The following is a 9377-nucleotide window of genomic DNA, read 5'->3' as shown; positions in this document are numbered from 1 at the left end:
TACATTCTTCTGCCCAATGCATTGGGCTCCAGTATTGGGCAAACCAAAATTTGATTCCCAAAAATAAATTCATCGGTTCTGTAATGCGTATGAAAATCGTCCTGGTCAAAATAAACCAATGGTTTTAGCATGGGAGTTCCCTCGTTAACATATTGCCAAAACATAGTATATAAATAGGGTAGCAATTGATAACGCAGTTCAACAAACTTTCGAGTAATATCAATCACTTCTTCACCAAATGACCACGGTTCTTGTTCACCATGATCGCCAGAAGAATGGGTTCTGCAGAACGGATGAAAAACACCCAGCTGAATCCAACGTGCGTACAATTCGCCCGAAGGTTGCTCTGCAAATCCACCAATATCAGAACCTGTGAATCCCATGCCTGAAATAGACATTCGTTGCATTTGAATGTTGGCAATCCACAAATGTTCCCAAGTAGCTACATTATCTCCTGTCCAAGAGGAAGTGTAACGTTGCGCTCCAGAATACGCCGACCGCGTGATAATAAATGGTCTTTTTGGATAGGAGAAACGTTTCACACCTTCATAAGTTGCTCTCGCCATTTGAGTTCCATAAATGTTGTGCGCTTTGCGGTGACTACAAGGATTTCCATCATAATCATGTCGCACATCATACGGAAAAGTTTTTCCCGGAACGTCCATAACTGCTGGTTCGTTCATATCATTCCAAACACCTTTCACGCCTATTTCCGAAATTAATTCTTTGAATAATCCTGCCCACCATTCTCGAACTTCCGGATTCGTATAATCTGGGAAATTACATTCGCCCGGCCAAACTTTTCCTTTCATAAACGGGCCGTCGGCACGCTTGCAGAAATAGTCATTCTTCAATGCTTCCTGATAAACCCAATAGTCTTTATCAATTTTAATTCCTGGATCAATGATAACCACCGTTTTGAAACCATCTTTGGCTAATTCGGCAACCATTCGTTTAGGTTCCGGGAAATATTCCTTGCTCCAAGTAAAGCAACGAAAACCTTCCATGTAATCAATATCAAGATAAATAGCATCGCACGGAATTTTTAATTCTCTAAATTTTGCGGTAACTTCCTTTACTTTACTTTCGGGATAATAACTCCATTTACATTGATGATAACCAAGTGTCCACATGGGCGGAAGCTCTGGTTTTCCTGTCAAATGTGTGTAGGTAGTAACCACATCACTCATTTTTGGACCATAAAAAAAGTAATAATTCATTTCGCCTCCTTCAGCCCAAAAGCTGGTTACATTTCGTTTTTCATGACAAAAATCAAAAAAAGTTCTGAACGTATTGTCAAAGAAAACGCCATACGCTTTATGATGGTGCAACCCAATGTAAAAAGGCACTACTTTGTACAAAGGTTCCTGGTCTTTGTGAAAAGCATATTGGTCGGTTGCCCAATTTTCTAATCGTTTTCCTTTAAGATTTAAATGAGTTGCCTTGTCCCCCATTCCATAAAAACTTTCGCCGTCTTTAGAAGCTTTACTCATTTTTACAATATTGCCGCCGTGCTCATAGCTTTCTTCCCAGTGAAAACCTATTTCGTCTTCAAGAATGGTGAAACCATCAATATCGTGAATCGAAATTTTTAAGTTTTTCTTATTGATTTTACAAAATACTTTGCTCGTTTTTATCAGATAATATTGTTGCTCTTCAATAACTTCTAATTGGTTGTACCCATGCGATTGTGTTTTATCTATGGCGTATGAAAAGTCGTTGCTAAAGTAACCTTTGGTAGTATATCTAAATCGGATTAAACTATCACGAAGGATGGTTACTTTCAGAATTACGTTGTTGTCAGTAGTAAAATAGATGCTATCTACATCTTGTTTGAAACTTACTATTTTTGAAGGAAATTGATCACCTTTGTGATCTAACTCTTGATTGGTAATCATTTGAATTTTTTTAAATCGATTGTCAAATCTACAAAGATGACCTCGATAATTTTACATCTTAAAGTAGTAATTTTTAACTACAACGTTTGCGAATAGTGATAAATAAGCAAGAAGTTAACGTTCATTGAATGAATGTTAACTTCTTGGGCAAAAAAAAATGCTTTTAAGTTATTTTATAAACCGAAACTCCTAAAGGCGGTAAAACCAATTCTGCTGAATAGTCTTTGTAGTTCCATGGCGTTTTGTCAATTTTGATAGGTTTGCTCATCACCACACCGCTTCCGCCATACTCTACACTGTCTGAATTGAAGATTTGTGTTAGTTTTCCTTTCATTGGTAAACCAATTCTATAATTATTACGAACTACAGGGGTGAAATTACAAACCACAATCAAACTTTCATTTTCATTATTTCCTTTACGGATGTAGCTCAAGACAGCGTTTTCACTATCGGAATAATTTATCCATTCAAAACCCTCAACATGGAACTGTTTTTCATACAAAGCTGGATTGTTTTTATATAAAGCATTCAAATCGGTGATGCATTTTCTGATGCCGTCATGATATCCAAACTGTAATAAATGCCAATCTAAACTTCCTTCAAAATTCCACTCGCTGCTTTGCCCAAATTCGGCACCTTGAAACAATAATTTTCCTCCCGGATGTGTAAACATATAACCATACAATAACCGAAGATTAGCAAATTTTTGCCATTCATCGCCGGGCATTCTCCCAAGAATGGAGTGTTTGCCATATACCACTTCATCATGCGATAAGGGCAGCATAAAGTTTTCGGTAAACGCGTAGGTCATGGAAAACGTTAAATCGTTTTGATGAAAACGACGGTAAATAGGTTCTTTTTTGAAATATTGTAAGGTGTCATGCATCCAACCCATCATCCATTTCATGCCGAAGCCTAATCCGCCAATAAAAGTTGGTCTGGAAACCATGGGGAAACTGGTGCTTTCTTCGGCTATGGTTTGTACATCTGGGAAATTACTATACACAGCTTCGTTGAAATCTTTCAAGAAACTGATGGTGTCTAGGTTTTCTCTTCCTCCGTAAATGTTTGGTTCCCATTCGCCATCGTTTCTAGAATAGTCTAGGTACAACATTGAAGCAACAGCATCTACACGCAAGCCATCTGCATGATAGTGTTGTAACCAAAAAATGGCATTGCTAATAAGGAATGAGCGCACCTCGTTGCGTCCGTAGTTAAAAACAAGGCTCTTCCAATCGGGGTGATAGCCTTTTCTACGATCAGGATGTTCGTAAAGGTTTGAGCCGTCAAAAAATCCTAGTCCGTGGGCGTCGTCGGGAAAATGTGAGGGTACCCAATCTAGTAGTACCCCTATGCCGGCTTGGTGGAGTTTATCGACCAAAACCATGAAGTCTTGTGGTTTTCCAAAACGAGATGTTGGTGCAAAATAACCAACCAGCTGATACCCCCACGATGGATCGTAGGGATATTCCATAATGGGCATAAACTCTACATGGGTGAATCCTGTTTCTTTGATGTACGCTACCAGTTGGTCTGCCAATTCGAGATAGGTTAAAAACTTGCCTTCGCTATTTCGTCGCCAAGATCCAAGGTGAACTTCGTAAACCGAATACGGTTTGTCTAACCCGTTTTTATCCTTGCGGGTGTCCATCCACTTTTTATCTTTCCATTTGTAATCGAGATCCCATATGATGGAGGCCGTTTGTGGTGGGTGTTCGCAATACAAGGCAAAGGGGTCTGCTTTTTCGGTGATGATGCCGCCGTTATTGGATTGGATTTTGTATTTGTAGGTGGTGCCTTTTTCTACTCCGGGAATAAAACCTTCCCAAATGCCCGAACCATCCCAACGCACGTTGAGTTGGTGTTCGCCTTGTATCCAATAATTAAAGTCGCCTACAACACAAACGGAACGGGCTGATGGAGCCCAAACGGCGAAGTAAACGCCACTAACGCCGTTGACCTCTATAAGGTGAGCGCCGAGTTTTTCGTAGAGTTTGAAATGTTTTCCAGCTTTGAATAGGTCGATGTCGAAATCGGTGAAGAAGGAGTGTGGTTGTACTTGGTTCATTTGGTTAATCATTGCGAGGAACGAGCAATTTCATCCTCTTATTATTATTATTTATATTTTATTTTTTTGCCATGAATGCACGATTTTTTTTTATTCGTTAACAATGCTTTTTGTCACACCGAGCTCATCGGCTATGCCCAACATAAACTAGAGTCGAGATGCGTTTCTCATTAACTTTATTTGCTTGTTTGCCTTTTGACTGCGCTCATGGTGACAAATACTACTATCCTAATTATATTCATAACACAACCCGCTACTCCCTCTCTTTTGGAGAGGGTTGTGGTGAGATCTAATACTTCATGATACTTTGAATTCCTCTCAACGGTATCACCGCCCACCGTGGCCGCGAGTTGAGTTCATAACCCAGTTCGTAAACGGCTTTTTCTAACAGGCAGTATTTGAGCAAGAAATCTATTTCTTTGCGGTAGCCAATGTTGAGATTACCTGCCTGTGCGACCTCGGTATAGGTCTGCAGGAATACGCCCACGAAGTATTTAAACAGGATTTCTCCCGCCTGAAATAAGTCTTTTTGCTCGTACGGATATTTGTCTTTGTTGTTGAATATCGTGGCATAAATCGAATAATGAAAAGAGCGAAACATACCAGCAACATCTTTTAGCGGTGGTTGTTTTACTTTTCGGTCTCGGATGGTGCTTTCGGGTTCACCTTCGAAATCAAGGATGTAAAAATCATCGCCATTAACGAGGACTTGCCCCAGGTGGTAATCGCCGTGTATGCGGATGCGCTCCGATTTCATTTTGGTCCAATCAAAATCCAGAAACAATTTTCTGATTTCTTTTTTGTTATCGAGAAACTGGTTGGCGAGTTCAAGTGCGAGCCCGTCGAGTTTGTGGAGGTTATTTTCGAGGATATTCAATCGGTTTTGAAACTGGTAGGTCAACCTGTTTTTGAGCCAAACGGTGTAGTCTCCGTTGTAGGTTGTGGGGGTGAATGCCGTATCGTGTATGTCGCCACCCAAGGCAATGTGCATTTCTGCGGTGCGCGTGGCTAGGGTGTGAATGCGAAGAAAAATACTTAAGCCTGCCCAATCGATGATTTCGTGTGAGATTTCGTTGATCTTTAGTCGTGTGAATAATTCGATGTCGGGCAGCTTGTTGATTTTGATTTTTTTGGTACTTAAGTTTTCAAAAATACGATCGGTTTCTTCGAGCATAAATTGCCACGCATCTCCTTGATTGGGTACTAATTCTTGCATCATCCCCAAGGTGATGTTGCCCTCCGAAAGGGTGACGCTGATGCTGCCGGTATAGGCGGGTGAACTTTTGAAATTCATTCGATCGGTAAGGAAACGACTGATTTCATAATCGGGATTGGTGCTGGTGTAGATGCGTCTAAAAATTTTTAGAACCAGTGTGTTGTTATAAATGATGGACGTGTTGCTTTGTTCTACGCCCATAAATTTGGAGGTCTTGTATGTTGTTTCTTCAAGCTTTTCGCCTCGATGAAATTTGACTTTGACATCGGCTTTATCGCCAGGGGATACAATCTTATCAAACAGTAATTTTCTGAAATCTTCCTGATGCAGGGCATCAACGAGAAAACCGACTTGACCATTCATTTTTACGGGCGCAATGATAGTGTTGGTATCAAGTTCGTCTTCTGCCATAAATGAAATAGGCATGAAGTAATTTTGAAAAAAAGCTTCCTTAAAATTAACTTCGAGTAAGACCCCATAATAGGTGTTATTTTTAGAGGCCATTTTGAAAAATTCTACGACTTCGATATACTTTAGAGTACTTGCTTTGCCACCATACCAGCGCTTGTTGATGATATACTGTTCTAAAATATCTGACGAGAATACCTTGATGAACTCCTCGTCTTCAAAGGCATGTTTCCAGTCTGTTTTGAAAAGAAAGGGTGTTGAGAAAGTATCTTGATTGTCGTTTTCCATGACTATTTTTTTACTATTACCTTATGGCTTATTTCTTTTTTTTACTTCACAATTTTAAATAAATGGAACGGAAGTGCTGGATATAATTCTACAAAATTCCATTCTTTGTCCCAAATATAACTGTTTCCAGTGATTAATTCGACTACTCTTATAGATTGACCTGGATGAATTCCTAGAGCTTGCAAGGGTAATTGCACCCATGTTTGCTTGGCATAATAAGGATCGATGCTGCAAATCATTAAGGTTTCGTCTAGTTTATCGTCATCGTATTTGTAATACGCCAAAACTTGGTCGTTGTCGGTAGCGCAAAACTGTATATTATTAGTTTGTTGTAACGAACGTTGCTCGTGACGAATTTTATTTAAACGAGAAATGACGGTAATAAGTTTGTTTTGCACAGTCCAATCCCAATTAAAGAATTCATATTTTTCGGAGTTGAAATATTCTTCTTTTCCCGGCATCGCTTCGGAAATCATGTATTCGAAAACTGGTCCATAAATCCCGATGCTAGCACTTAAGGTTGCTGCCAAAAAGTATTTGTGAAGGTACACACTTTCGTTGCCGCTTTGTAAAGCATAGGGTAAAATATCAGGCGTGTTGGGCCAAAAGTTAGGACGAAAAAATTCACTTTGTTCTGTTTTGGTTAATTCCTCTATGTATTCAATAAGCTCGGCTTTGGTATTGCGCCAAGTAAAATAAGTATAAGATTGGGTGAACCCTTGTTTTGCCAATTCGTGCATAATTTTTGGACGCGTAAAAGCTTCGGCTAAAAACAAAACATCGGGATGTTTTTTCTTGATTTCGGCTATTAGCCAACCCCAAAAATAGAATGGTTTTGTATGCGGGTTGTCAACTCTAAACACTTTAATATCGCATTCTTCTACCCAAAATAGCGCAACGTCTAGTAATTCTTTCCATAGGTTCTTCCAATCGCCACTTTCAAAGTAAATCGGTTGAATATCTTGGTATTTCTTTGGTGGATTTTCGGCATATTGCACTGTACCATCGGGACGCCATTTGAACCATTGCGGAAAATCTTTCACATACGGATGATCTGGTGCTGCTTGCAAAGCATAATCCATAGCGACTTCAATGTTTAGTTTTTTCGCTGCTTTGACCAATGATTTAAAATCGTCAATAGTTCCTAATTCTGGATGAGTCGCTTTATGTCCACCATGTTTGGAACCAATTCCCCAAGGCGAGCCAACATCTTCTTTTTCGGCTGTAGTAGCATTATTTTTTCCTTTTCTGTTTAATTCTCCAATAGGATGAATTGGTGGAAAATACAAAGTATCAAAACCCATAGCGGCAACTCTTGGCAAGAGTTTTTCGCAATCTTTAAAAGTTCCGTGTCTTCCTTTTGTTTGCGATGCCGAACGTGGAAAAAATTCATACCATGTACTGAATAATGCTTTTTTTCTATCTACATAAACTTTTAATTCGGCTGAAGCATTCGCTATAGTTTGTGTTGGATAGTGTTTAAAAATATGATGCAATTCTGGCGATAAAGCGGTAACAATCGCTTTATCATAATTTTTTTCATCCTGAAATGCTTTTATGGCTGCAGTCAAATAGGTTTTTTCAGCTGCCGAAACTTCTTTTAAAATCGCCTGACAATATTCGGCACCTTCCAAAAGTTCGGATTTCACTTGCTGATTATCTTCTATTTTTCGTTGCGTTCCATGTTGCCAATTCAACGCATAATCAACCCAACCTTCTACCAAATATGTATAAAATCCTTGTTTTTCAACTTTAAATTCTGCTCGCCATTCATCATTACCGGTTTCATACATTCTAACTTCTTCCCATTTTTTTGCAGACTCGTGTTTAAATTTCACGGTGCATGCTAGTACATCATGACCATCAGAAAAAACATTGGCTGTAACTGTTACTTTTTGACCTACAATTCGTTTGATAAAAAAAGCTCCACCGTCAAGTTGTGGAGAGACATTTTCAATAATTATTCGCGTTTGGTTTTGCATTTTAATTGTAATTTTTGGAAGTGGTAATTTAGATAAAAATATAATAAGTTAAAAATTGCGGTATAATTTTACGGAAATGGCAAAAAAAAGTCACATACCCATTCAATCATTGCAAATTCCTAAAGTAATTATGTAAACTGCTAAATTATTACAAGCTATTTGGTCAAAATTAGCATCTTTTTTTATAGAAAAACTACTTAAAGTGCCTTAAACTTAAAATTATTAAGCGAGTGGAGAGGGATTCGTCCAGATTTTCAGTAAAAACAACTTATGATATTCATAAGAATCTAAAAATAGAAAAAATCATCATTCAAAAATTGGAAAAAATACTCCGTGATAAGTATGTTGTCAAAAAAATATTTAACTTTATCTAAACTTGAAAATACAACTGACATGGCGAATAAAACACCAGGCTGGACAACAGTTCTTAAAACATTAATGGCAAAATATAAAGCCAAAAAGCATCCGTTAGAGTATCAAAATACCTACCAACTTTTGGTAATGGTTATTTTGTCGGCACAAGATTCCGATGCAAATATCAACAAAATTGCTCCCGCTCTTTTTGAAATCTATCCCAACATAGAAAGTTTGGCAGTATCCAATGTGGAGGCTTTAATTCCGCACATATCAAAAGTTAAAAACTTTGAAACTAAAGCCAATTGGCTAATAGAAATTGCAAAAATTATCAAGAAAGATAAAGACATTCCGCTTACTATGGAAGGATTAACTGCATTAAAAGGAGTTGGAAGAAAATCTGCCAATGTCATTATGCGTGAAACAAAACAGCCAGCTCAAGGAATCATTGCCGACCTTCACGTGATAAGAGTGGAACCACGCATCGGAATTATCCCGGAAACCAAAGACGGAAACAAAGTCGAAAAACTATTAATGCAGGCTTTGCCAAAAGAAATTTGGGGTGAAGTCGGCATGGCAATCTCGTTTCTTGGAAGGGAAACATGCCGCCCAACGAACCCAAAACACGAGGAATGTGTTGTAAGTAAGGATTGCGAATATTGCAGGTTGCATAATTAATATTTGCGCGTGTCCCGCAAAAAAAAATGCGGGTCGGGCTCTCCGTTATATCTTTTTACTGTTTTTATTGCACTAAATTTTATAAATCTACTCTCCCTAAAAACAGTAAAAAGGATGCCACTTCCATCCCTCACGCAGTAGCTATAAATAATACCTCTCGCCTTACCTATAAATTATTTTATCTTACCCAGAACTTATCTTGTTCTTTTTGATGCCAACCTTTTCAAACAATAATTCACCCTTACTTGAATACAAGATTCCTTGTTTTATACCTAGTTAATGTTGTCAATTGAACAACCGTGATTATATATACTATCACCCTACTTATTGTACAGCCTCTCATTTTACTAAATTATCTAACTAATATATAAATCGCCTTTGTATTCTCACTAATCTCTTTTACCTGCTCTAAACAAAAAACCCTATCCAAATAAATGAATAGGGTTCTCAAAGAATCTGAAACAAATTCAGATTAAAGAAAGCCT

General features: G+C 38.3%; 5 protein-coding genes. 1 reads left to right on the top strand and 4 read right to left on the bottom strand.

Annotation, left to right across the window (positions count from 1 at the left end):
* The 4 genes from Q0Q96_RS02850 to Q0Q96_RS02835 all read right to left on the bottom strand — a co-directional run.
* On the bottom strand, positions 1 to 1898 hold a 1898-nt coding region (locus Q0Q96_RS02850), incomplete at its 3' end, for a TIM-barrel domain-containing protein (protein WP_293871487.1).
* Between the two features lie 163 nt (positions 1899 to 2061).
* Positions 2062 to 3966, bottom strand: a complete 1905-nt coding sequence (gene glgB / locus Q0Q96_RS02845) for a 1,4-alpha-glucan branching protein GlgB (RefSeq protein WP_293871486.1) — start codon at positions 3964 to 3966, stop codon at positions 2062 to 2064.
* 289 nt (positions 3967 to 4255) lie between these two features.
* Entirely contained in the window at positions 4256 to 5878 is a 1623-nt protein-coding gene (locus tag Q0Q96_RS02840; RefSeq protein ID WP_293871484.1) for a trehalose synthase, read from the bottom strand.
* Positions 5879 to 5919: 41 nt separating this feature from the next.
* Positions 5920 to 7860 (bottom strand): alpha-1,4-glucan--maltose-1-phosphate maltosyltransferase, encoded by a 1941-nt coding sequence (locus Q0Q96_RS02835; protein WP_293871483.1) that lies wholly within the window; start codon positions 7858 to 7860, stop codon positions 5920 to 5922.
* Between the two features lie 393 nt (positions 7861 to 8253).
* On the opposite strand from Q0Q96_RS02835, the gene nth reads away from it, so the two are divergent.
* Complete coding sequence (gene nth / locus Q0Q96_RS02830; protein ID WP_293871481.1) at positions 8254 to 8892, top strand: endonuclease III; 639 nt, start codon at positions 8254 to 8256, stop codon at positions 8890 to 8892.
* Positions 8893 to 9377: the final 485 nt, after the last annotated feature.

It is taken from the genome of Flavobacterium sp., from assembly GCF_025352015.1.
Lineage (GTDB): Bacteria > Bacteroidota > Bacteroidia > Flavobacteriales > Flavobacteriaceae > Flavobacterium.
Note: the sequence above shows the minus strand (reverse complement) of the source record. Positions and strands in the feature narration are given on the sequence as shown.

What these genes read in the sequence shown, in the direction of transcription:
- Q0Q96_RS02840 (WP_293871484.1), bottom strand. Translation starts at nt 5,878, where the DNA reads ATGGAAAACGACAATCAAGATACTTTCTCAACACCCTTTCTTTTCAAA.
- Q0Q96_RS02835 (WP_293871483.1), bottom strand. Translation starts at nt 7,860, where the DNA reads ATGCAAAACCAAACGCGAATAATTATTGAAAATGTCTCTCCACAACTT.
- glgB (WP_293871486.1), bottom strand. Translation starts at nt 3,966, where the DNA reads ATGAACCAAGTACAACCACACTCCTTCTTCACCGATTTCGACATCGAC.
- nth (WP_293871481.1), top strand. Translation starts at nt 8,254, where the DNA reads ATGGCGAATAAAACACCAGGCTGGACAACAGTTCTTAAAACATTAATG.